This window comes from Streptomyces sp. NPDC048416, from assembly GCF_043200435.1.
Classification (GTDB): Bacteria; Actinomycetota; Actinomycetes; order Streptomycetales; family Streptomycetaceae; genus Streptomyces.
In genome coordinates, this window is the sequence record NZ_JBICXU010000005.1 from 26,239 (window position 1) to 48,056 (window position 21,818).

The 21,818-nt window shown below is 71.1% G+C and carries 22 protein-coding genes and 1 pseudogene; 12 read left to right on the top strand and 11 right to left on the bottom strand.

From position 1 onward, the window contains the following. Positions 1-155 precede the first annotated feature (155 nt). Both ACGFW5_RS08475 and ACGFW5_RS08480 read left to right on the top strand, forming a co-directional pair. A complete protein-coding gene (locus ACGFW5_RS08475) occupies positions 156-1,058 on the top strand; it encodes an AzlC family ABC transporter permease (protein WP_393833691.1) in 903 nt (300 codons plus the stop codon). Further along, on the top strand, positions 1,055-1,363 hold the full coding sequence (locus ACGFW5_RS08480; RefSeq protein ID WP_393833423.1) for an AzlD domain-containing protein: 309 nt from the start codon (positions 1,055-1,057) through the stop codon (positions 1,361-1,363). Before ACGFW5_RS08475 ends, ACGFW5_RS08480 begins: the two co-directional genes overlap by 4 nt. Before the next feature lie 153 nt (positions 1,364-1,516). On the opposite strand, the gene ACGFW5_RS08485 is transcribed toward ACGFW5_RS08480, so the two are convergent. Further along, positions 1,517-2,449: a hypothetical protein gene (locus ACGFW5_RS08485; protein ID WP_393833424.1), complete on the bottom strand. Its 933-nt coding sequence runs from the start codon at positions 2,447-2,449 to the stop codon at positions 1,517-1,519. Between the two features lie 79 nt (positions 2,450-2,528). Here ACGFW5_RS08485 and ACGFW5_RS08490 point away from each other — a divergent pair, with 79 nt between their 5' ends. The 5 genes and pseudogenes from ACGFW5_RS08490 to recX all read left to right on the top strand — a co-directional run. Beyond that, positions 2,529-2,723, top strand: coding sequence for a DUF3046 domain-containing protein (locus ACGFW5_RS08490; protein WP_100575844.1), 195 nt, complete (start codon positions 2,529-2,531; stop codon positions 2,721-2,723). Positions 2,724-3,298: 575 nt separating this feature from the next. Next, on the top strand, positions 3,299-4,402 hold the full coding sequence (locus ACGFW5_RS08495; protein ID WP_393833692.1) for an AI-2E family transporter: 1,104 nt from the start codon (positions 3,299-3,301) through the stop codon (positions 4,400-4,402). Between the two features lie 89 nt (positions 4,403-4,491). Continuing rightward, on the top strand, positions 4,492-4,926 hold the full coding sequence (locus ACGFW5_RS08500) for a VOC family protein (RefSeq protein ID WP_393833425.1): 435 nt from the start codon (positions 4,492-4,494) through the stop codon (positions 4,924-4,926). A 316-nt stretch (positions 4,927-5,242) separates the two neighbouring features. Next, positions 5,243-6,367 carry a recombinase RecA gene (gene recA / locus ACGFW5_RS08505; RefSeq protein ID WP_393833426.1) on the top strand — a complete coding sequence of 375 codons (1,125 nt, stop codon included), beginning with the start codon at positions 5,243-5,245 and terminating at the stop codon, positions 6,365-6,367. Next, positions 6,277-6,993: pseudogene (gene recX, locus ACGFW5_RS08510) on the top strand (recombination regulator RecX); the annotation flags it as partial. The gene recA and the pseudogene recX, both read left to right, overlap by 91 nt. 359 nt (positions 6,994-7,352) lie before the next feature. Here the strand turns inward: recX and ACGFW5_RS08515 are convergent. The 8 genes from ACGFW5_RS08515 to ACGFW5_RS08550 form a co-directional block, all read right to left on the bottom strand. After that, a complete protein-coding gene (locus tag ACGFW5_RS08515) occupies positions 7,353-7,766 on the bottom strand; it encodes a rhodanese-like domain-containing protein (RefSeq protein WP_393833693.1) in 414 nt (137 codons plus the stop codon). Further along, a complete protein-coding gene (locus tag ACGFW5_RS08520) occupies positions 7,757-8,284 on the bottom strand; it encodes a cysteine dioxygenase (RefSeq protein WP_393833427.1) in 528 nt (175 codons plus the stop codon). The genes ACGFW5_RS08515 and ACGFW5_RS08520 overlap by 10 nt, the downstream gene beginning before the upstream one ends. 126 nt (positions 8,285-8,410) lie before the next feature. Then, positions 8,411-8,497: a putative leader peptide gene (locus ACGFW5_RS08525; protein WP_313960178.1), complete on the bottom strand. Its 87-nt coding sequence runs from the start codon at positions 8,495-8,497 to the stop codon at positions 8,411-8,413. A 71-nt stretch (positions 8,498-8,568) separates the two neighbouring features. Beyond that, entirely contained in the window at positions 8,569-10,275 is a 1,707-nt protein-coding gene (locus ACGFW5_RS08530) for an FAD-dependent monooxygenase (RefSeq protein ID WP_393833428.1), read from the bottom strand. Between the two features lie 143 nt (positions 10,276-10,418). Continuing rightward, positions 10,419-11,333: an amino acid ABC transporter permease gene (locus tag ACGFW5_RS08535; RefSeq protein WP_393833429.1), complete on the bottom strand. Its 915-nt coding sequence runs from the start codon at positions 11,331-11,333 to the stop codon at positions 10,419-10,421. Beyond that, positions 11,330-11,977 (bottom strand): amino acid ABC transporter permease, encoded by a 648-nt coding sequence (locus ACGFW5_RS08540; protein WP_393833430.1) that lies wholly within the window; start codon positions 11,975-11,977, stop codon positions 11,330-11,332. The genes ACGFW5_RS08535 and ACGFW5_RS08540 overlap by 4 nt, the downstream gene beginning before the upstream one ends. 97 nt (positions 11,978-12,074) lie before the next feature. Beyond that, a complete protein-coding gene (locus tag ACGFW5_RS08545) occupies positions 12,075-12,995 on the bottom strand; it encodes a glutamate ABC transporter substrate-binding protein (protein ID WP_393833431.1) in 921 nt (306 codons plus the stop codon). 272 nt (positions 12,996-13,267) lie between these two features. Next, positions 13,268-14,053, bottom strand: a complete 786-nt coding sequence (locus ACGFW5_RS08550; RefSeq protein WP_393833432.1) for an amino acid ABC transporter ATP-binding protein — start codon at positions 14,051-14,053, stop codon at positions 13,268-13,270. Between the two features lie 306 nt (positions 14,054-14,359). Here ACGFW5_RS08550 and ACGFW5_RS08555 point away from each other — a divergent pair, with 306 nt between their 5' ends. Together ACGFW5_RS08555 and ACGFW5_RS08560 are read left to right on the top strand one after the other, a co-directional pair. Beyond that, a complete protein-coding gene (locus ACGFW5_RS08555; protein ID WP_393833433.1) occupies positions 14,360-15,061 on the top strand; it encodes a response regulator transcription factor in 702 nt (233 codons plus the stop codon). Positions 15,062-15,076: 15 nt separating this feature from the next. Continuing rightward, the gene (locus ACGFW5_RS08560; RefSeq protein ID WP_393833434.1) at positions 15,077-16,480 is read left to right on the top strand and encodes a sensor histidine kinase; all 1,404 of its coding nucleotides are present in this window, start codon (positions 15,077-15,079) and stop codon (positions 16,478-16,480) included. Positions 16,481-16,538: 58 nt separating this feature from the next. Here the strand turns inward: ACGFW5_RS08560 and ACGFW5_RS08565 are convergent, their stop codons facing one another. Next, complete coding sequence (locus ACGFW5_RS08565) at positions 16,539-17,534, bottom strand: TAXI family TRAP transporter solute-binding subunit (protein WP_393833435.1); 996 nt, start codon at positions 17,532-17,534, stop codon at positions 16,539-16,541. Between the two features lie 69 nt (positions 17,535-17,603). Here ACGFW5_RS08565 and miaB point away from each other — a divergent pair, with 69 nt between their 5' ends. Both miaB and ACGFW5_RS08575 read left to right on the top strand, forming a co-directional pair. Further along, a complete protein-coding gene (miaB, locus tag ACGFW5_RS08570; protein WP_393833436.1) occupies positions 17,604-19,091 on the top strand; it encodes a tRNA (N6-isopentenyl adenosine(37)-C2)-methylthiotransferase MiaB in 1,488 nt (495 codons plus the stop codon). A gap of 165 nt (positions 19,092-19,256) precedes the next feature. Continuing rightward, a complete protein-coding gene (locus ACGFW5_RS08575; protein ID WP_393833437.1) occupies positions 19,257-19,958 on the top strand; it encodes a class III extradiol dioxygenase subunit B-like domain-containing protein in 702 nt (233 codons plus the stop codon). Between the two features lie 336 nt (positions 19,959-20,294). Here the strand turns inward: ACGFW5_RS08575 and ACGFW5_RS08580 are convergent, their stop codons facing one another. Then, positions 20,295-20,603 (bottom strand): hypothetical protein, encoded by a 309-nt coding sequence (locus tag ACGFW5_RS08580; protein WP_393833438.1) that lies wholly within the window; start codon positions 20,601-20,603, stop codon positions 20,295-20,297. A 182-nt stretch (positions 20,604-20,785) separates the two neighbouring features. Here ACGFW5_RS08580 and miaA point away from each other — a divergent pair, with 182 nt between their 5' ends. After that, complete coding sequence (gene miaA, locus ACGFW5_RS08585; RefSeq protein ID WP_393833439.1) at positions 20,786-21,724, top strand: tRNA (adenosine(37)-N6)-dimethylallyltransferase MiaA; 939 nt, start codon at positions 20,786-20,788, stop codon at positions 21,722-21,724. Positions 21,725-21,818: the final 94 nt, after the last annotated feature.

The window sequence follows — 21,818 nt, forward strand, 5'->3', positions numbered from 1 at the left end:
CACCCTCCGGGACACCGGGGCGGCCTCCCGCCGGGACACCCGCGCCCACGCCCGCCGGGGCGTCCCTGCCTCCCTCCGGGACACCGGGGGGCACGCCTGCCGGGGCATCCCCGGGTACCTCCGGGACACACGCGCGCACGCCCGCCGGGGCGTCCCTGCCTCCCTCCGGGACACCGGGGGGCACGCCTGCCGGGGCATCCCCGCGTACCTCCGGCGCACCCGGGCGCACGCCTGCCGGGGCATCCCCGCGCACACCCCCCGAGCCGCCCTACGGCAGGGCGGGCAGGACCGACGCGGCCGTCGTCCGTGACGCCCTGGGTGTCGGCGTGGCCGTGGGGCTCTCCGGTTTCGCCTTCGGCGTGACCTCCGTCGGAGCGGGCATCAGCCTCCTCCAGACATGCGCGCTCAGCCTGCTCGTCTTCACCGGCGCCTCCCAGTTCGCGCTCGTCGGCGCCCTCGCCGCCGGCGGAAACCCGTACACAGCGGCGGCCGGCGCCTTCTTCCTGGGCATACGCAACGCCTTCTACGGGCTGCGCCTGTCCCACCTGCTCGCCCTGCCCGCAGCCCTGCGCCCCCTGGCCGCCCACTGGGTGATCGACGAGACCACCGCCGTCACCCTGGCCCAGCCGACCCGCAGAGCCGCCCGGATCGGCTTCACCGTCACCGGCCTCAGCCTCTACGTCCTGTGGAACCTGACCACGCTCGCCGGAGCCCTCGGCGCCCAGGCCCTGGGCGACACCGGCGCCTGGGGACTGGACGCCGCGAGCCCCGCCGTCTTCCTCGCCCTCCTCGCCCCGATGCTCCAAACCGCCACCGAGCGCGTCACCGCCGCCTTCGCCGTCGTGCTCGTCCTCGGCCTGATCCCGGTACTGCCCCCGGGCGTGCCCGTCCTGGCCGCCGCGCTCGCCGCACCGACCGTGCTCTTCCTCAAAGAGCGCGTAACGGCCACGAAGAGCCAGGACACCCCGCCCGAGCACACCCTCACCCACGACGCCGACGGCGCCGGTGTTCCCCTGCGCCGCGCCAACGGGAACCACCAGAAGGGGCCGGCACGTTGACCATCTGGATCGCCGTCGCGGTCACCGCCGCCGGCTGCTACCTCGCCAAACTCCTCGGCCTGCTGGTCCCTGCACACGCCCTGGAGCGACCCACGGTCAGGCGGCTGGCCGCACTGCTGCCCGTGGCGCTGCTCGCCGCGCTCACCGCACAGGAGACCTTCAGCACCGGCCACCAGGTGCTGCTCGACGCCCGGGCGGCCGGCCTCGCGGCGGCGGCGCTCGCGCTGGCCCTGCGCGCCCCGTTCCTGGTGATCGTCGGCGCCGCCGTACTCGTCACAGCAGGCGTACGAGCCCTCGGCGGCTGACCAGCACGGGGCCCGGCACGGCGTACATCCCCGTGCCGCCGAAGCCGCCCCGAGGCATCTCGGGGGTTTCCGGTATACCTCCGGGCATCACGGGCGTCACGGGCATAACGCAGCATTCCGCCCCCGGGTGCCCCCGGCGCGTACCGCCCGGCGTCACCCCACCGTGCGGCCGTAAGCACGCAACGTACGCAGCGCCTCGATCGTCACCATCGGACGGCACTCCAAAGACGTACCGGGAGCCCACGCGCGCCAACGGATCGGCCAGCCGCCGTCCTCCCCCTGCTCAGCCTCCAGATGATCCAGCGAACGCTTCATCTCCTCGTCGGTGAACCAGCGGCGCGCCAGCGACTCCGGCACGCGCGCGTAGTCGTGCGGAAAGTGGTGCTCGCCGGGCGCGTAACCAGGGGGGATCGGGTAGTCGGCGAGCCGCGCCGGATCGAGCACCGCAAGGCCCTGCTCCCTGACGAGCCGGCCGAGCCGGTCGGCGGCCCCCTCGGCGCGGGCACGGTCGGGCACACCGTCCAGGAAGGCGACGGCCGCCTCGACCTCGTACGGATGTGTCGTCTCCAGCGAGTCGACCGCCGCCCAGCAGAAGTCGGTGGCCCGGAAGAGCCACGCGTGCCACACCTGATTGCGATGCAGCAGCCCCACCACGGGCCCGGTGGACAGCAGGGCGCTGGGCGGATCGTCGATGACGGGGACGAACGGCGCCGCCGGATAGCCGCGCTGGGAGGGGTGCAGGGCGGGCAGCGCGCCGTCCCTGGTGGAGATTTCCGTCAGATAGCGGCACACCCGCTCCACGCGGCGGCCGCCGAGCCGGCCCACCGAGTCCAGGACGCGCAGCGCGTGCGCCGTGTGCAGGGGCTGGCTGACGGGGCCGCGCAGATCGGGTTCGAGCGCGTGGCCGTAGCCACCGTCGTCGCCCTGGTAGGCGGCGAGCGCCGCCTCGACGGCGTCGGCGCCGCCGCCGAGGAAGTGGTAGGCGAACCGGCGCTGTTCCAGCACCCTGGCCGTCAGCCAGATGAAGTGCTCGGCGCGCGCCGGCGGGGAGTCGGGGGAGTGCGGGGATGCTCCGGAACCAGCCATGGTGGAGACGGTAGGGCCCCCACGGCCACGGACAGGCCCTACGGCCCGGGCTGCACTCCCAGGGCGGGATACTGAAGTCATGCGGTTGACGATTTTCTGGGAGCGGATGGCCGACCACTTCGGCGCCGCCTACGCGGATTCCTTCGCGCGCGACCACGTCATGACCGAACTCGGCGGGCGCACCGTGCACGAAGCGCTCGACGCGGGCTGGGAGGCCAAGGACGTCTGGCGGGCGGTCTGTGCCGCCATGGACGTGCCCGCGGACCGACGGTGACGACGCCCCGCCCGGCGGCCCCCGCCCGCCACCGGCCCCGCCCGCGCAGTGTGCCCGTGAGTGCCCGTGAGACGGCGACGACGGCGTGCCCCACGGCGTGCCCCACGGGCCGGCGGCCCACCCGCCGCCGAGCGGCCCCGGAAGACGCCTTCGAGTGACGACCGGGGTCACTGCTGACGCGGCGGCCCGGCAAGGGGGAGCCGCGCGGGGCGGGCGGCTTGGCAAGGGGGTGCCGCGAGGGGGCGGCGGCCCGGCCCCTGGTCCCCCTGGCAAGGGGAGCCGAGAGCGGCTGGGCGGTGCCCGGCCCCCGGGTAAGAGGGCAGCGACCGGCTGAGCGAAGCCCGGCCCGGGCGGTGAAGGGTCGCGACGGGCTCAGTGACCGGCCGGGCCGCGGTGGGCCGTGACGGGCTCGGCGATCGGCTGTCGGACCCATGGGCGAGACTTGACCCGTGGCACCGACTGATGAGATCAACACTGACGACCGCGAAGCCGCCCGGGCGGACGGCCCCCGCGGCGACGCGCCCGCCTCCGGCGAACCCCCGAGAGGGCCGCTCAGAACCGGCGGCCCCGCACGCATGCCCCGCTGGCTGCCACGCGCCGTGGTGCTCGTGCTCGCCCTGTACGCCTGTTTCCAACTGGGCAGCTGGGCCTTCCACCAGCTCATCGGTCTGCTGATCAACATCCTGATCGCGTTCTTCGTCGCGCTGGCCATGGAGCCCGCCGTCGGCAGAATGGCGGCCCGCGGCATGCGCCGGGGCCTGGCCACCTTCCTGGTCTTCCTCGCCCTGACGATCGCCACAATCGGCTTCATCGTGCTGCTCGGCTCCATGCTGGCCGGCCAGATCGTCGACATGGTCGAGCAGTTCCCCAAGTACCTCGACTCGGTGATCAACTGGGTCAACCACACCTTCCACACCGAGCTCTCACGCGTCGAGGTGCGCGACAGCCTCCTGCACTCCGACTGGCTGCAGAAGTACGTGCAGAACAGCGCCACCGGCGTCCTCGACGTCTCCGCCACCGTCCTGGGCGGCCTCTTCCGACTGCTGACGATCTTCCTGTTCGCGTTCTACTTCGCCGCCGACGGCCCACGGCTGCGCAGGACCGTCTGCTCCGTGCTGCCGCCCGCCCGGCAGGCCGAGGTGCTGCGGGCCTGGGAGATCGCTGTCGACAAGACCGGCGGCTACCTCTACTCGCGCGGCCTCATGGCCCTCATATCCGGTGTCGCCCACTACGTCCTGTTCCAGATCCTGGGCGTGCCCTACGCACCGGCACTCGCCGTCTGGGTGGGCCTGGTCTCCCAGTTCATCCCGACCATCGGCACCTATCTCGCGGGCGCCCTGCCCATGCTGCTCGCCTTCACCGTGGACCCCTGGTATGCGGTGTGGGTCCTGGGGTTCGTGGTGATCTATCAGCAATTCGAGAACTACATGCTGCAGCCCAAACTCACCGCGAAGACCGTGGACATCCACCCCGCCGTCGCCTTCGGCTCCGTGATCGCGGGCACCGCGCTGATGGGAGCCGTCGGTGCCCTCATCGCGATCCCGGCGGTCGCGACCCTCCAGGCCTTCCTCGGCGCCTATGTGAAGCGGTACGAGGTGACGGACGACCCCCGCGTGCACGGCAGGCACCAGTCACGCGGCCAGGCCGCCACGGCGCCGCCCGAGCCAGAGCGCTCGTGACCACCACCCGAGACTCCGGGCCCAGGGCTCTCACCGACGACACCCGCGGCCTCACCATCACCAACTGAGCACACGCTTATGGTGGGTTGATGTCATCGATCAAGAAGTTCCAAGTCACCTTCGACTGCGCGGAACCCGAGCGCGTCGCCCGTTTCTGGTGCGAGATCCTGGGGTACGTCGTACCGTCGCCGCCCGACGGCTTCGCCACCTGGGACGCGTACAACGCCTCGCTGCCGCCCGAGGAGCGGGACGCGGGGTTCGTCTGCGCCGACCCCACGGGTGACGGGCCCCGGCTGTACTTCCAGCGCGTTCCCGAAGGCAAGGTCGTCAAGAACCGGGTGCACCTCGACGTGCGGGTCGGCGCAGGGCTCGTGGGTGACGAGCGCCTGGCGGCCCTGGAGGCCGAGCGCGCCCGGCTGACCGCGCTCGGCGCGGTCCACGTGCTCACGCAGCTCGCCGACGAGGTCAACGAGTCCTGCATCACGATGCAGGACATCGAGGGCAACGAGTTCTGCCTCGACTGACTGACCGACCGACCGGTTGACCAACCGACTGACCGACCGGTTGACCGACTGACCGACTGACCGGTTGATCGACCGACCGACTGACCGGCCGACGTCACCGACCGGCCCGGAGCGCCGCGCTCCGCCCCGCGTGGTCCGCTTGACACGAAAATCGAACATCCATTCTGATGGAGTTCCGGCCCTGTGTTTCCACGGGTTCCACCGTGATTCCGGTGGAGTTATCCACAGGCTGGAAGGACGTCGGGGCCCATTGTCAGTGGCAGGGGTTAGCGTCTTTGACGTGAAGCGATCGACTCAAGCAAATCGGGTGGAACCCATGGCAGGAACTGACCGCGAGAAGGCGCTCGACGCCGCGCTCGCACAGATTGAACGGCAATTCGGGAAGGGCGCGGTGATGCGCCTGGGCGAGCGGCCGAACGAGCCCATCGAGGTCATCCCCACCGGGTCGACCGCGCTCGACGTGGCGCTCGGCGTCGGCGGCCTCCCGCGCGGCCGCGTGGTGGAGGTGTACGGCCCGGAATCCTCCGGCAAGACGACCCTGACCCTGCACGCGGTGGCCAACGCGCAGAAGCTCGGCGGCTCGGTGGCCTTCATCGACGCCGAACACGCCCTCGACCCCGAGTACGCCAAGAAGCTCGGCGTCGACATCGACAACCTCATCCTGTCGCAGCCGGACAACGGCGAGCAGGCACTGGAAATCGTCGACATGCTGGTCCGCTCCGGCGCCCTCGACCTCATCGTCATCGACTCCGTGGCGGCCCTGGTGCCGCGCGCGGAGATCGAGGGCGAGATGGGCGACTCCCACGTGGGCCTCCAGGCCCGCCTGATGAGCCAGGCACTCCGCAAGATCACCAGCGCGCTCAACCAGTCGAAGACCACCGCGATCTTCATCAACCAGCTCCGCGAGAAGATCGGCGTCATGTTCGGCTCCCCGGAGACCACGACCGGTGGCCGGGCGCTGAAGTTCTACGCCTCCGTACGCCTCGACATCCGCCGGATCGAGACGCTCAAGGACGGCACCGACGCGGTCGGCAACCGCACCCGCGTCAAGGTCGTCAAGAACAAGGTCGCACCGCCCTTCAAGCAGGCCGAGTTCGACATCCTCTACGGCCAGGGCATCAGCCGCGAAGGCGGCCTGATCGACATGGGCGTCGAGCACGGCTTCGTCCGCAAGGCCGGCGCCTGGTACACCTACGAGGGCGACCAGCTCGGCCAGGGCAAGGAGAACGCCCGCAACTTCCTCAAGGACAACCCGGACCTCGCCAACGAGATCGAGAAGAAGATCCTCGAAAAGCTGGGCGTCGGCGTCCGACCCGAAACACCGGCCGCCGAGGCCGGCAAGGACACCGCGGCCGACACCGCCCCGGCGTCGGACACGACCGCCGTGCCTGCCCCCGCCGCCAAGGCCAAGACGGCCAAGGCCGCCGCTGCCAAGAGCTAGCGGTGACCCGCAGGACCGAGTGGGCCGGCCCCGAGGAACCGAGCCCGCAGCGGGCCCGCTCCCGACGGGGCGGCCCCGATGGACCGGGCGACGGCACCAACTCGTCGAGGGCCGAGAAGGAGCCGCCGCCGCAGGACCCGGCTGAGCGGGCGCGCGCGATCTGCCTGCGCCTGCTCACCGGGACCCCCCGGACCCGTAAACAACTCGCCGACGCCCTCAAGAAGCGGGAGATCCCCGACGAGGTCTCCGAAGAAGTCCTCTCCCGCTTCGAAGAGGTCGGACTGATCAACGACGCCGCCTTCGCCGACGCATGGGTCGAATCCCGCCACCACGGCCGAGGACTCGCCCGCCGCGCCCTGGCACGCGAACTGCGCACCAAAGGCGTGGACGCGTCGGTCGTCGACGAAGCGGTCGCCCAGCTCGACTCCGACCGCGAGGAGGAGACGGCCCGCGCCCTCGTGGAACGCAAACTCCGCTCCACCCGCGGCCTCGACCGCGACCGCCGACTCCGCCGCCTCGCAGGCATGCTCGCCCGCAAGGGCTACCCGGAGGGCATGGCCCTGCGCGTCGTCCGCCAAGCACTGCAACAGGAAGGCGAGGACACGGACGACTTGTACGACGCTTGAGCTGTACGGGGCCTGGCCTGTACGAGGGTCTGACCTGCGCGCGGCGGGGACGTGAAGCCCGGACGGGAGGACAGGGGCGGGGAACGAGAGGGCCGGGGGAGCGGGGCGAAAGCCGTGGGGCCACGGACGCCAGCGCCGCACCGGGCGGCCCCGCGCAATGCCGCACCGGACGGCTCCCGCCGCGCCGGACGGCTCCCGCCGCACCGGACGGCACCGCGCAATGCCGCGCAGGCAGCTCCACGCCGAACCGGACGGCCCGCACCGCACCGGGGCCCCGCGCCGCACCGTACGGCCCCCCGCAAACGCCATGCAGGCAGCCCCCCGGCGGGGCGGCGGCCCGGCAGCCCGCGCTGGGCCGGTCAGGTCACCGGGCCCGTGACCGGCAGTCCTGCCGCTCGCCACGCCTGGAAGCCACCGATCAGATCGGTCGCCCGACGCAGCCCCAACTGCCGCAGCGACACCGCCGCGAGGGACGACGCGTACCCCTCATTGCAGATCACCACCACCCGCACATCGTGACTCGTCGCCTCCGGAACGCGATGGCTGCCCTGCGGATCGAGCCGCCATTCCAGCTCATTGCGCTCGACGACCAACGCCCCGGGAATCAGCCCGTCCCTCTCCCGCAGCGCCGCATACCGGATGTCCACCAGAAGAGCCCCGCCGGCGGCCTCCGTGAAAGCCGCCTCGGCGGTCACCCGGTCCAGACCGGACCTGGCCCGGTCCAGGAGTTCGTCGATCCCCACCGGACGGGTACGCCCCGCGCTCACTGCCAGTCCTCCGGACGCTCCACCTGCTCGACGCGCAGAACCGCGCCCGTCCGGCTGTAACGCCGGATGAGCGGCAGGGGCGGATAGTAGGCATGCACCGAGATGGCGTGCCCGCTGCCCGACCCGTTCCGCACCTGGTGCACATGATGCGGCCCGAAAGCACGGCCGCCCCCCGCCCTCAACTCCCTTGAACGGTCGACCCCTTCGGCCAGTTCCAGGGTCTTCCAGCCCTCGGTGGGCAGCCGCGCCGCAAGCGAGTCCTCACGCAGCGCGCCCGCCGCCGTGGCGAAAGCGCCGTGGGAGCCGCCGTGGTCGTGCCAACCCGTACCGGAACCGGGGGGCCAGCCGATCAGCCAGGCCTCACTGCCGCCGGGCCCGTCGAGGCGCACCCACGTACGCCCCTCCGGGTCGAGGGGCAGCGCGGCGACCAGCGCGGCGTCCACGGCGACACGGCGGGCGAAGTCGAGCAGTTCCGCGGCGGTGGGAGCGGAACCGGATCCCGGCGCGGCGGCGGGAACGGACACGGACGCAGGGACAGATGGGGTTACGGGAAGTGACACGGAGGACCGTCCTGAGAAAGTTCGCGAATGCGCGCGTGCGGCCGGCAGCGGTACGAGAGGCTGCGGGCACAGCGCGATGGGAAGGCGAAATCAGCAGGACGGACGACACACGCAGCCCGCATAGCGGACGAGGTCCATATGGACCCTCCGCCACAGGCGCACACAGGTGTCGGTCACGTTCCGGAGTAGACCATGAGTCGCTGTGACGGTCAATCGGTGTTCGGATGGCGGGCGACAGATGACAGACGTCAGTTGATGTCCGCCGTCCGCCCCACCGACTCACCCACCTCCGCAGCACCAGCACCAGCACCAGAACCAGAACCAGCACCAGCACCAGAACCAGCAGCCCCACCACCGGCACCGCCGTCACCCGCACCGCCACCGCCACCATCGCCCGCCCCGCCGCCCACAGCCCCCGCGGCGGCGTACAGCTCCGCGGGATGCACACCGTTGAACGCCGCGGCCAAGTGCCCGTCGGGGCGGACCAGCAGGACGGCATGAGCGGGGGCGCCCGGATAGTCCTCGGCGACCAGCAGTTCCGCACCCAGGGGCAACGCGGCCACCGCCGCGGTCAACCCGGGCATGACGCCCGCAGTCAGCCAATGACGCCGGTCCCAGACGGCGGTCCCGGGAGCGACCAGCACCACAAGCAGCCGGCCCTTGCCCAGCCGGTCCCGCAGAGCGACGGCCGACCCGTCGGGGGCGGTCACACGGACATCGGCGACCGGCGAACCCACCGGCGTGCCCACCGGGATGTGCGACCCGGCGGGCTCCGGCGCGAGCACGGACTGCGGATAACCGGGAGGCGCACCCAACGGCCCGCGCCCCAGATGGCCATCGGTCACCAGAGCATCGTGCGAACGCATCGTGCCCGGCACCCACGCCCGCAGCCCCGCACCACCGCGCAGGACAGGCAACGACTGATCGGCCGCACGGAGCCGGGCCGCGACCGCCGTCCGCCGCTCCGCCTGATAGCTGTCCAACAGCGCCTCGCAGGCCCCGTGATGCCACGCCCGCGCCAGCTTCCAGGCAAGGTTCTGCGCATCCCGCAGCCCCTCCTCCAGAGCCTGCGTACCCAGCGCCCCCAGCAGATGCGCGGCGTCACCGGCCAAGAAGGCCCGCCGCACCCGCCAACGCCGGGCAAGACGATGGTGGACGGTGTGGACACCCGTGTCGAGGAGTTCATAGCGCGGCGTCCCCCCGCACCAGCCGCCCAGCGTGTCCCGGACCCGCCCCACCAGGGCATCGGGCGTGACCAGTTCGGCACGCGGCGGCAGCAGCCAGTCCAGCCGCCACACACCGCCCGCCGAAGGACGCGCCGTCACCTCGTCGCCACCCGCACGCCACGGCGGCAGCCGGTGCAGCAACGCCTCACCCGGCCACGGGAGTTCGGCGCGCAGCGCCACAACCGCCTGACGCTCCACCGCCGTACGGCCGGCGAAGCGGACATCCAACAGCTTGCGGACGGTGGAACGGGCGCCGTCGCAGCCGATCACATAGCTGCCCCGCCACCAGGTCGCACCGGGCCCCGAGGTGTGGGCGGAGACCCCGCGGGCATCCTGCTCAAGCCGGTCGAGACGGCTGTGCGTGACCACCCGTACGAGACCGGACGCCACCACCGCGTCACGCAGCCCGCGCACCAGAGCGTGCTGCGACACATGCACCGGCGCGGGCCCACCGTCCTCGCCCTCGCCGAACGCGACGCGGCGCACCAGCTGACCGCGCCGCATGGACCGCCAGGCCACCCAGCGGGCACCCGCACCCCGCACGGCCTCACAGCCGAGGCCCGCGACGAACGACGCGACGTCGGGGCGGAGCACGACCGTGCGGACCTGCCGGGGCTCCTCCGTGCCCGGCCCCTCGTCCAGGATGACGGACGGCACACCCTGGGCGGCGAGGGACAGCGCAAGCGCCAGTCCCACCGGACCGGCGCCGACGATGATCACCGGGTCCACGGCGTGGCTCCCGATGAGCGTCGGGACGGCTTGCAGGTGGCGCGAGGAACCCGGTGCACGATCACAGAACGTATGCAACCCACTGCGCGTGCTTGCGTCAAGTGACGGAGGCAGCGACGCGAGCGTCACTGCCTCATATGCCGTCAGTTCGTCGCGTCAGGCGCCCCATCGGCCCCGATGGCCCCCTCGGTCGCCATGACGGCGGCCGGACCGGCCACGGTGATCGGAGCTTCGGCCGTCCCCATCGCGATGCCGGTCTTCGCCCGGCGCCCACGCTTCTCGATCCACGTGGCGAGCGCCGACAGGACCAGACACATCGCCACATAGATGCTGCCGATGACCACAATGGTGGACACATACGGATACGCGCCGTTGACCTGCGTGTTGCTCGCGATCAGACGGGCCGTCTGCAACAGCTCCGGGTACAGGATGATGAAACCGAGCGATGTGTCCTTCAGGGTCACCACGAGCTGGCTGATGATCGTCGGCAGCATCGCCCGCACCGCCTGCGGCAGGAGGACGGTGGTCATCACCTGCGTCTTGCTCATGCCCAGCGCGTACGCGGCCTCACGCTGGCCCCTGGGCACGGAATTGACCCCGGCCCGCAGCACCTCCGCCTGGACACAACCGTTGTAGATCGACAGCCCGAGCGCCAGCGCCCACATCGAGTAGTCGGTGAGGAAACCGATCCACACCCCGTAGATCGTGATGAGCAGCGGGATGGAACGGAACAGCTCGATGAACGCGGTGGCCACCCAGCGGACCGGCTTGTGGTCCGACATCCGCGCCACCGCGAGAAGCACACCCAGCACCAGCGAACCGACGGCGGCCAGACCGAACGCCTTGAGCGTGGCCACGATGGCGTCGGCGATGTTCTGCCGGATGCCCTCGTAGTTGAAGATGTCCCACATCTCGTAGTCGAGATCGCCCTTGTCCGAGAGCCGCACGACCGCGAGGACGGCAAGAGCGAGCAGCGCGACCGACCCCACAACGGCGTAGATCCGGTTGCGGACGACGGCCTTGGGACCGGGGGCGTCGTACAGAACGCTGGCACTCATCGGGCGACCTCCATGCGGCGCTCAAGGAGACGGAAGAGACCACTGATCGCGAACGTGACGATCAGATAGCCCAGGGCGACCCAGATGAACACCGGCACGATGTCGTACCCGTCCTCACTCATCAGCTTCTGCCAGCCGAACATCTCGGTGACACCGAACGCCCCCGCGATCGCCGAGTTCTTGGTGAGCGCGATGAAGATGGAACTCAGCGGCGGAATCACCGTCCGGGTGGCCTGCGGCAGCACGATCAGGCTCAGCGTCTGCGGGAAACTCATCCCGATGGACCGGGCCGCCTCGGCCTGACCCAGCGGCACCGTGCTGATGCCCGACCGCACGGCCTCGCAGACGAACGACGCCGTGTAGAAGCCCAGCGCGAGCGAACCGAGCAGGAACGGGCTCATCCCGGGAAAGAAGACCTCCGGCACGACGAAGAACGACACCAGGAACAGCAGCGTCAGCGGCGTGTTGCGCAACAGCGTCACCCAGGCGGTCCCGAAGAACCGCAACGGCGGCACCGGAGAGACCCGGAAACCGGCCAGCAGCAGCCCGAGCACCAGGGCGATGACCGAACTGACCGCGGTGATCTCCACGGTGCCTATGAAGCCGTCACGGAAATCCGCGAAATGGTCGAGCAGTACGTTCATGGGGTCTCCGCGTCGGCGGGCAGCGGCTGGGTCATCGGGCGGGGCCGGCGTGCCCCGTACCGCGTACGGGGCGCGCCGAACGGCGAAACGGTGTCGCTCAGTAGCGGGCGACGGCCGGCGGGGCCTGGTACGTCGAACCGGACAGGCCGAGCGTCGCGTCGTAGATCTTCTTGTAGGTGCCGTCCTGCTCGTGCTTTTCGAGCGATGAGTCGATGAAGTCGCGCAGCGCCTTGTCGTCCTTGCTCATGCCGATGCCGTACGGCTCCTCGGTGAACGGCTTGCCGACCACGCGGAGCTTGCCCTTGTTCTTGGCGGCGTAGCCCTTGAGAATCGCGTCGTCGGTGGTCACCGCGTCGACCTGGTTGGACAGGAGCTGCTGCACACAGTCCGAGTACTTGGAGAGCTCGACGACGGACGCGCCGTACTCGGGCTTCTTGATCTCCTGGAGCGGGGTGGACCCGACGATCGAGCAGACCTTCTTGCCCTTGACGGAGTCCTTGCCCGTGATCGACGTGTCGTCCTTGCGGACGAGCAGGTCCGCGCCGGCCTTGTAGTACGGACCGGCGAAGCCGACCTGCTGCTTGCGCTTGTCGTTGATCGTGTAGGTGCCGACGTAGTAGTCGACCTGCCCCTTGGAGATCGCGGTCTCACGGACGCCGGAGTCGACGGTCTTCCACTCGATCTGGTCGGCCTTGAAGCCCAGGTCGGCGGCGATCATCTTGGCGATCTCGACGTCGAAACCGGACCGCACCCGCGTCGACTGGTCCTCGAAGCCGAGGTAGGGCTGGTCGGCCTTGGAACCGATGACGAGCTTGCCCCGCGCCTTGGCCGCCTTGAACGTCGGCGAGTCGAGCGTGACGTTCGAGGCCACCGTGTACGTCGGGAGCTGCGGCGCGCCGCTGGAGCCCGGCTGGGCGGACTCCTTGTCACCGGCGGAGCCGGACTTCCCGCCACAGGCGGTCGCGGTCAGGGCGAGCGCGGCGATCGCCGCGACGGCGGCGGACTTGCGGAGCATCATGGCGAACATTCCTTGCGTCGTTGGTCGTTGATCGTCATCGGGCAGCCGGCCATCGCCCGGCAGCGACGGCCAGTTGACCTTGGAACTGCGTCATCTGTCATCTGTTGTCTGCCGTTCACCGGCCGTCAACGGCCCGATGTCGTCGGTCCGTCGTCAGTCGTTGCCCGTGGTGCCGTCCGTCCGCTGTCACCCGCCCCATGGCATCGGTCAGCCGACTGTCGTCAAGAGGTGCGTCATGTCTCGTCAGGAGGCGGCCCGGCGGCGCCGGTGCCTCAGTGGTGCAGGATCTTCGACAGGAAGTCCTTGGCACGGTCGCTGCGCGGATTGCTGAAGAACTGGTCCGGGGTGGCCTCTTCGACGATTTTGCCGTCGGCCATGAACACGACCCGGTTGGCCGCGGACCGGGCGAAGCCCATCTCGTGGGTGACCACGACCATCGTCATTCCGTCCCGCGCCAGCTGCTGCATGACCTCAAGGACCTCGTTGATCATCTCGGGGTCGAGCGCGGAGGTCGGCTCGTCGAAGAGCATCACCTTCGGGTCCATCGCCAACGCCCGTGCGATCGCCACCCGTTGCTGCTGACCACCGGAGAGCTGCGCCGGGTACTTGTCGGCCTGGGTGCCGACGCCGACCCGGTCGAGCAGGGCACGCGCCTTCTCCTCGGCGGCCCGCCTGTCGGTCTTGCGGACCTTGACCTGGCCCAGCATGACGTTCTCCAGCACCGTCTTGTGCGCGAAGAGGTTGAACGACTGGAAGACCATGCCGACATCGGCACGCAACCGGGCCAGCTCCCTGCCCTCCTGGGGCAACGGCCTGCCGTCGATCGAGATCGCCCCGGAGTCGATCGTCTCCAGGCGGTTGATGGTGCGGCACAGCGTGGACTTCCCGGACCCTGAGGGCCCGATGACGACGACGACCTCGCCGCGGGCGATGGTCAGGTCGATGTCCTGGAGCACATGCAGCGCGCCGAAGTGCTTGTTGACGTTGCTCAGCACGACCAGGTCACCCGACGCGGGTACGGCGTCCTCGGTCCCCTTGGCCACTGATACTCCGCTCATCGGCTTCTTGCTCCGTCCTCCTCGGTTGGGGAGGACCGTAGTGGGGAGGTGTGACCAGCGTCATTACATCTGAGCTGAACTTGAGCATAACGATCCGGTTGCGCAGGAGCACGCTCGGTGAGCGCGCACCCCCGATGGAGTACCGGCTCCGTAACGGATGGCGTGAACGGGCGGGCGCCCCCTTGACCGAAGTGGCGACCATGGGCATGGATTCGGGAGTACATGTCGTGGTGCGGTCGATGAACACGCGGGGACGAACCCGCGGATCCGGCGCACATGCAAGGACCACAAGGACCGAGGGGGGCCATGAGACTGCTGCTCGTCGAGGACGACGACCACGTCGCCGCCGCCCTGTCCGCGGTGCTCGCCAAGCACGGCTTCGAGGTGAAGCACGCCCGCAACGGCGAAGAGGCCCTTCAGGCCCTCCTCCCTGACGACAGCGGCCCCAAACCGCCCTTCGGTGTGGTCCTGCTCGACCTCGGACTGCCCGACCAGGACGGCTACGAGGTCTGCGGCAAGATCCGCAAGCGCACCGCCACCCCGGTGATCATGGTGACCGCGCGCGCCGACGTCCGCTCGCGCATCCACGGCCTGAACCTCGGCGCCGACGACTATGTGGTCAAGCCCTACGACACCGGCGAGCTCATCGCCCGTATCCACGCCGTCATCCGCCGCCCGCCGCCCGGCGCGCGGCCCGAGTCCGACGACGCCCGGCTGCGGCTCGGCCGGGTGCAGATCGAGCTGCCCACCCGCCAGGTCAGCGTCGACGGCGAAGGCGTGCAACTGACCCGCAAGGAGTTCGACCTGCTCGCGCTGCTCGCCCAGCGTCCCGGCGTCGTCTTCCGCCGGGAGCAGATCATCAGCGAGGTGTGGCGCACCAGTTGGGAAGGGACCGGCCGCACCCTCGAAGTGCATGTCGCCTCCCTGCGCGCCAAACTGCGCATGCCCGCACTGATCGAGACCGTGCGCGGCGTCGGCTACCGGCTCGTCGCGCCGGCCGCCCTCTGAGGCCCGAGAAGCCCGGTGCGCACCCGCCTCCTGCCGCTCCTCATCTTCCTGCTCGCGCTCGTCCTGGTCGCGTTCGGCTTCCCGCTCGCGCTGAGCGTGGCCCACGCGCAACAGCAACGGGTGGTCGTCGACCGGCTCGACGACACCGCCCGCTTCGCCGCGCTGGCACAGTTCGTCACGGCCACCGACGGCAACGACACCAACAGCGCCGAGCGGCTGACCACCCTGGAGGAGGAACTGACCCGCTACTGGACCCTGTACGGGATCAGGGCGGGCGTCTTCTTCCGCAACGGCAGCGCCATGGCGAGCGCCCCCACCGACTGGCACGTGCCCGCCAAGGGCGAGGGGTACGTCGCCTTCCACGAGGCCCTTGCCGGACGCCGCAGCCACGACCCGGGCCAGGTCTGGCCGTGGCAGAGCGGCCGCCTCGTGGTCGCCTCGCCCGTCGTGCGCGAGGGCGACGTGATCGCGGTCGTGGTCACCGACTCACCCACCGCGAGCATGCGGGCCGCCACCCTGCGCGGCTGGCTGTTCATCGTGGCGGGCGAGCTGGCGGCCATGCTCCTCGCGGTCGGCGCGGCGTTCCGGCTGACCGGATGGGTGCTCAGGCCCGTACGCGTCCTGGACGCCGTCACCCACGACATCGCCACCGGACGCATGAACTCCCGGGTCGCCGCGGCCGGCGGGCCCCCGGAACTCAGAAGGCTCGCCCACTCGTTCAACGAGATGGCCGACAACGTCGAAGAAGTCCTCGAACAACAGCGGGCGTTCGTCGCCGACGCATCGCACCAGCTGCGCAACCCGCTCTCCGCGCTGCTGCTGCGCATCGAACTCCTCGCGCTCGAACTCCCCGAGGGCAACGAGGAGATCGCCTCGGTGCGCACCGAGGGCAAGCGCCTCGCCCAGGTCCTCGACGACCTGCTGGGTCTGGCGCTGGCCGAACACGCCGCGGCCGACCTCCAGCTCACCGACGTCGGGGCGCTCGCGACGGAGCGGGTCGCCGCGTGGCGCCCCCTGGCCGAGGACAAGGGCGTACGGCTGATCGCGGACGGCTCGGCGGCCGCCACCGGCTGGGCGGACTCGGTGGCGCTGTCCAGCGCCCTGGACGCCGTCATCGACAACGCGCTGAAGTTCACCCCCGTCGGCGAAGAGGTACGGGTCACCGTCGCCGTCGAAGGCCCACGAGCCACCGTGACCGTGACCGACCACGGCCCGGGACTTTCCGACGACGAGCTGAGCCGGATCGGCGACCGCTTCTGGCGCGCGGGCCGCCACCAGAACATCAAGGGCTCCGGCCTCGGCCTTTCCATCTCGCGCGCCCTGCTCGCGGCGGGCGGCGGAACCATCGCCTACGCCCACCACGAACCGAACGGCCTGCGCGTGACCGTCACCGTGCCCCGCAGCCGGCCGGGATCGTGAACCGGGACGCCCTCACGCCCGCGTCCTCGCCCGGCCATGCCCGCGCCCGGCGCACGGGTCAGGGCTTGACCGACCGGTAGTAGTCGCGCGCCCCGTCGTGCAACGGCAGCGGATTGGTGTAGATCGCCGTCCGCAGATCCACCAGCTGCGCCGCATGCACCTCGCGGCCGATCCGGTCGCGGCTGTTTATCACCGTGCGGGTGAAGCCCTCGGTCAGCGCCGCGTTCGTACGGTCGGTGGTCACCAGCAGATTCGCCACGGCGATCGTCGGCACGGGCACGCCCCGCTGCGCCAGGGGATAGGCATCGGCCGGCATGGTCGCCGCCCGGTAGTAGCCGGTGCTGCCGTCCGCCTTGTGCAGGGCGGACACCAGATCGGCGAGCGGGACCAGCCGGATCGGATACGCCTGCGACAGCTTGAGCACGGCCGTGGTCGGCAGCCCGCCGGACCAGAAGAACGCGTCGATCCGCCCGGCGCGCAGCAGCTCGGGCATGGTGTCGATGCCGGCGGGGACGGGCGTGATGTCGGCGCGCGGATCCAGGCCCGCGGCCGGCAGCAGCCGGTCGGCGAGCAGCCGCACCCCGGAGCCGTCCTGCCCGACGGCGACCCGCTTGCCGCGCAGATCCGCGACCGAGCGCACCGGGGAGTCCTTCGGCACCACCAGCTGCACATAGTCGTCGTACAGGCGGGCGCAGCCGCGCAGCCCGGCGGCGCCCGGCCCGCCGTCCTTGCGGAACTTGTCGACGGAGTCCGCCGTCGCGATGGTGAAGTCGGAGACGCCGTCGGCCAGACGCTGCAGGTTCTGCTGCGATCCCTCGCTGGTACGCAGATGGACTTCGACGTGCGGCAGATCGCGGGCCAGCGCCTGCTGCAACAGCTCGCCGTACCGCTGGTACACCCCGGTGTGTACGCCCGTACTGAAGTCGATCGTGCCGGCCGGGGAGGGGCTGCCGAAGGGGACGAGCCACCACACGAGCAGCCCGAGGGCCACCGCGGCCGCCACGGCGCCCTGGAGGGCGCGGGTGCGGCTGAGCCGGGACAGAGCGGGGAGCATGGCTGGATCCTGCCAGTTCATTCCCCGCGAGGACCAGGGGGCGCCGGGCCCCGTACCCTGGGGGGCGAGATGAGCGCGAAGACCTACGAGGTGCGCACCTACGGGTGCCAGATGAACGTCCACGACTCCGAGCGGCTGTCCGGCCTCCTTGAGGGGGCCGGTTACGTCCGCGCGCCCGAGGGCGCCGACGGGGATGCCGACGTCGTCGTCTTCAACACCTGCGCGGTGCGGGAGAACGCCGACAACAAGCTGTACGGCAACCTCGGCAGGCTCGCCCCGATGAAGACGAAGCGGCCCGGCATGCAGATCGCCGTCGGCGGCTGCCTCGCCCAGAAGGACCGCGACACCATCGTGGCGCGGGCCCCCTGGGTCGACGTCGTCTTCGGCACGCACAACATCGGCAAGCTGCCGGTGCTCCTGGAGCGCGCCCGCATCCAGGAGGAGGCGCAGGTCGAGATCGCCGAGTCCCTTGAGGCGTTCCCCTCCACGCTGCCCACCCGGCGCGAGTCCGCCTACGCGGCGTGGGTGTCCATCTCGGTGGGCTGCAACAACACGTGCACCTTCTGCATCGTCCCGGCGCTGCGCGGCAAGGAGAAGGACCGCCGTCCCGGCGACATCCTGGCCGAGATCGAGGCGCTGGTCGGCGAGGGCGTCTCGGAGATCACGCTGCTCGGACAGAACGTCAACGCGTACGGCTCGGACATCGGCGACCGCGAGGCGTTCAGCAAGCTGCTGCGCGCCTGCGGGACCATCGAGGGCCTGGAGCGCGTCCGCTTCACCTCGCCGCACCCGCGCGACTTCACGGACGACGTGATCGCCGCGATGGCCGAGACCCCGAACGTGATGCCTCAGCTGCACATGCCGTTGCAGTCCGGCTCGGACACGGTCCTCAAGGCGATGCGCCGCTCCTACCGGCAGGAGCGCTTCCTCGGGATCATCGAGAAGGTGCGCGCGGCCATCCCGCACGCCGCCATCTCCACCGACATCATCGTGGGCTTCCCCGGCGAGAGCGAGGAGGACTTCGAGCAGACCATGCACACGGTCCGCGAGGCGCGCTTCGCCAACGCCTTCACCTTCCAGTACTCCAAGCGCCCCGGCACACCGGCCGCGACGATGGAGGGCCAGATCCCCAAGGAGGTCGTGCAGGAGCGCTACATGCGCCTCTCGGCCCTCCAGGAGGAGATCTCCTGGGAGGAGAACAAGAAGCAGGTCGGCCGGGTCCTCGAGGTCATGGTCGCCGAGGGCGAGGGCCGCAAGGACGGCTCCACGCAGCGCCTGTCCGGCCGCGCCCCCGACAACCGGCTGGTCCACTTCACCAAGCCGGACCAGGACGTGCGCCCGGGTGACGTGGTGACCGTCGAGATCACCTACGCAGCCCCGCACCACCTCCTCGCCGAGGGCGCGACGACCTCGGTGCGCCGCACCCGCGCCGGAGACGCCTGGGCCAAGCGCACCGCGGAACCCGCCGGCAAGCCGGCCGGCGTGATGCTGGGGCTGCCCTCGATCGGCGCCCCCGCGCCGCTGCCGGAGCCCACGGGCGGCTGCTCGGTCCTGTAGGCCGTTTCTTCACCGTCCCGGTCTTCACCGTCCCGTTCTTCCTTCAAAGTCCCGTCGGGCCGGCGCGCACAACGCGTCGGGCCGGCGCGACTTCGAAGGCACCCCGCAGGTCCGTCCCGCGGCCGGGCAGGGCCGGGATCCCGTAGCGCGGCTAGGCTGCGGATCATGCTCGTAGCCGCCGCTGTCTGCCCCTGCCCGCCCCTTCTCGTGCCCGAGGTCGCCGCAGGCGCCGCGCCCGAGCTCGACGCGGCACGCGATGCGTGCGCCGACGCGATCGGCGTGCTCGCCGCGTCCCGGCCCGACCTCCTCGTCGTGGTCGGCCCGGCCGCGGACGGAGGCACGTTCCGGCAGGGGGCGGTGGGCACGTTCACCGGGTTCGGTGTGGACGTCTCCGTACGCCTGGGCCAGGGCGAGCCAGGCGGGCAGCGGCTCCCGGTGTCGCTCGCCGTGGGCGCCTGGCTCCTTGAGCGGGCCGGATGGGCCGACGCACCGGTCCAGGGGCTCGCGGTCGGCGAACGCCTGGAAAGCGGGCTCTGCGCCGACGCCGGTACGGAACTGGCCGCCAGGGCCGCCAGGGTCGCGCTGCTCGTGATGGGCGACGGCAGCGCCTGCCGCACGCTCAAGGCTCCGGGCTACCTCGACGAGCGTGCCGCGCCCTTCGACGAGCTCGCGGCGAAGGCCCTGGCCACCGCCGACGTCCGGGCGCTGATGGCCCTGGACGACCAGCTGGCGCACCAGGTGAAGGCGGCCGGCCGCGCGCCGTGGCAGGTGCTCGCGGGGGCGGCCGACGGCGCGGACCTCACCGGACGCCTGCTCTATGAGGACGCGCCGTACGGAGTCGGCTACTTCGTCGGCGTCTGGTCGTGAAACCCGATCCGTGAAACCCGATCCGTGAAACCCGATCCGTGAAACTTGATCCTTGAAACCCAACTCGTGAAACCCGATCCGCCGGCCGTTCTGAAGCGTCGCCACACGCGGGTGCGGGTGCGGGCGAGGCGGTCGGGACACCCCGGAGGGCCGTGGGGCCGCATCGGCTCCACGGCCCTCCGGCGCGCGTGGTTCAGGACGCGGACGCGGGCGGCGCACCGCCGGCGTCCTTCGGGCAAGCGACCCGTGGGAATACCCGTGGGGCTACCCGTAGGTCTGCCCGTGGGGCTGCCCGTGGGACTGTCCGTGGGTCTGTCCATGGGACCGTCCGTGGGACTACTTGCGAGCGCCTTCGCCCGCCTCGTTGTCCGCGGCTTCCTCGGCGGACTGCTGCTTGGGGATCTCGACCCCCTCGGCGGCCGCGCCCTCCGCGCCCGCCGCGCTCTCGGCGGGGGCGTCCCCCGCTTCGGGCTCCGCGCCGGCCTCGGTCCTCCCGGAAGCCTCAGCCGCGGCGCAGCAGTCGGCCGGAGCGTCGTCGGCGCCCTTGGCCTCCGGGTCCGGGGTCACCGTGGCAGCCGCGGCTTCCTCGGTCGGCTGCGCAACGGCCGCGTCGACCTTGCGGCGAAACAGCGAAAAAACGCCCATATCTACTCCAAAACGTACTCGTGTGGGCGAAATCCCGGGTCGGCCGGAGCGCCTCATTGCGTCGCCCGGCGGCACCGGTCAACAAACCGGCGTTCGGAACCTCGCAACAGGCAACGAACCCAGCCGGGCCACGTCACGTAGCTCGTTCGAGGAGGACCGCGGAGGTTTGCGAGACTGTGACCGTGAGAAGTGCAGCTCCCGCAGCGCGGGTCATCGCCGTCGTCGGCCCGACAGCGGCCGGAAAGTCCGATCTGGGCGTCTTCCTCGCCCAGCAGCTCGGCGGCGAGGTCGTCAACGCCGACTCCATGCAGCTCTACCGGGGGATGGACATCGGAACCGCCAAGCTGACGCCCGACGAGCGCGCCGGCGTCCCCCACCACCTCCTCGACATCTGGGACGTGACGGAACCGGCCAACGTCGCCGCCTACCAGAAGCTGGCCCGCGCCGAGATCGACCGGCTGCTCGCCGAAGGACGCACCCCGGTCCTCGTCGGCGGCTCCGGCCTGTACGTGCGCGCAGCACTCGACGTGCTCGACTTCCCCGGCACCGACCCCGCCGTACGCGCCCGCATCGAGAGCGAGCTCGACGAGCGGGGCCCCGGCGCCCTGCACGCCCGCCTGGCCGCCGCCGACCCCGAGGCCGCGCGCGCGATCCTGCCGAGCAACGGCCGCCGGATCGTCCGCGCCCTCGAAGTGATCGAGATCACCGGGCAGCCGTTCACCGCCAACCTCCCCACCCACGAATCGGTGTACGCCACCGTCCAGATCGGCGTCGACGTGGGCCGGCCCGAACTCGACGAACGCATCGCACTGCGCGTCGACCGCATGTGGGAAGCGGGCCTCATCGACGAGGTGCGCGCCCTGGACGAACGCGGCCTGAGCGACGGGCTGACCGCTTCACGGGCCCTCGGCTATCAGCAGGTCCTCTCGGCGTTCGCCGGCGAGTGCACCGAGGACGAGGCGCGCGCCGAAACCGTACGCGCCACCAAACGCTTCGCGCGCCGTCAGGACTCCTGGTTCCGCCGCGATCCCCGCGTCCACTGGCTGAGCGGCGCGACGGAGCACCGGGCGGAACTCCCGCACCAGGCGCTGGCGTTGGTCGAACGAGCGGTCACAGCCTGATCACGTGATGGCATCGGGACGCCCCGCCGGTCAATGCGGCACCGTCGCGCGTGCCATCATCAAACGTCGATCGACCAGTGGAGTCCGAGTGGGG

Bases quoted from the DNA above. Each gene is read 5' to 3' on its own strand.
- ACGFW5_RS08495 (WP_393833692.1), top strand. From the start codon at position 3,299: ATGCCCCGCTGGCTGCCACGCGCCGTGGTGCTCGTGCTCGCCCTGTAC.
- miaB (WP_393833436.1), top strand. From the start codon at position 17,604: ATGAGCGCGAAGACCTACGAGGTGCGCACCTACGGGTGCCAGATGAAC.
- ACGFW5_RS08565 (WP_393833435.1), bottom strand. From the start codon at position 17,534: ATGCTCCCCGCTCTGTCCCGGCTCAGCCGCACCCGCGCCCTCCAGGGC.
- ACGFW5_RS08490 (WP_100575844.1), top strand. From the start codon at position 2,529: ATGCGGTTGACGATTTTCTGGGAGCGGATGGCCGACCACTTCGGCGCC.
- ACGFW5_RS08540 (WP_393833430.1), bottom strand. From the start codon at position 11,977: ATGAACGTACTGCTCGACCATTTCGCGGATTTCCGTGACGGCTTCATA.
- ACGFW5_RS08535 (WP_393833429.1), bottom strand. From the start codon at position 11,333: ATGAGTGCCAGCGTTCTGTACGACGCCCCCGGTCCCAAGGCCGTCGTC.
- ACGFW5_RS08575 (WP_393833437.1), top strand. From the start codon at position 19,257: ATGCTCGTAGCCGCCGCTGTCTGCCCCTGCCCGCCCCTTCTCGTGCCC.
- ACGFW5_RS08500 (WP_393833425.1), top strand. From the start codon at position 4,492: ATGTCATCGATCAAGAAGTTCCAAGTCACCTTCGACTGCGCGGAACCC.
- ACGFW5_RS08485 (WP_393833424.1), bottom strand. From the start codon at position 2,449: ATGGCTGGTTCCGGAGCATCCCCGCACTCCCCCGACTCCCCGCCGGCG.
- ACGFW5_RS08555 (WP_393833433.1), top strand. From the start codon at position 14,360: ATGAGACTGCTGCTCGTCGAGGACGACGACCACGTCGCCGCCGCCCTG.
- recA (WP_393833426.1), top strand. From the start codon at position 5,243: ATGGCAGGAACTGACCGCGAGAAGGCGCTCGACGCCGCGCTCGCACAG.
- ACGFW5_RS08545 (WP_393833431.1), bottom strand. From the start codon at position 12,995: ATGATGCTCCGCAAGTCCGCCGCCGTCGCGGCGATCGCCGCGCTCGCC.
- ACGFW5_RS08550 (WP_393833432.1), bottom strand. From the start codon at position 14,053: ATGAGCGGAGTATCAGTGGCCAAGGGGACCGAGGACGCCGTACCCGCG.
- ACGFW5_RS08580 (WP_393833438.1), bottom strand. From the start codon at position 20,603: ATGGGCGTTTTTTCGCTGTTTCGCCGCAAGGTCGACGCGGCCGTTGCG.